We start from the raw sequence: 383 nt of genomic DNA on the forward strand, positions 1-383 counted from the left end.
GATACCAGTGGTGTCTCTCCTGTATTGGTAAACGGATTAGCTCCTGCTGCCGTGAGGTAATACGTAATGGTAAAGTCGGCCGGGGCTTGATTCGCACCCAAGATGGCTGTGGCCAAGATTGGATTGGTCAAATCAAACTGTGCAATACCGTCGGTATTGTCATCACACATTCTGTAAGGAGCCAATGGTTGAATAACTTCCGGTAAAGGATTAACCGTTAAGGGTTGTTCAACCAGTACATAACAGTTGTTACCCAAATAATCAACTCGGTTGTTCTCTACTCTAATCCATACATTAGTTCCTACCAACGCCTGTGTCGGGTCGGCTATAGGGAACTGTGGTACATGAGCATCTGCCTCATTGGTATAGTATGTTAAGGTAAC

The 383-nt window shown here is 45.2% G+C and carries 1 protein-coding gene; it reads right to left on the reverse strand.

The window, feature by feature from the left end:
* The coding region (locus HA632_RS01525) for a hypothetical protein (RefSeq protein ID WP_176305485.1) at window positions 1-383 on the reverse strand (383 nt) is incomplete at both ends.

Origin of the sequence: Flavobacterium sp. J49, assembly GCF_011742145.1 — a bacterium.
Lineage (GTDB): Bacteria > Bacteroidota > Bacteroidia > Flavobacteriales > Flavobacteriaceae > Flavobacterium.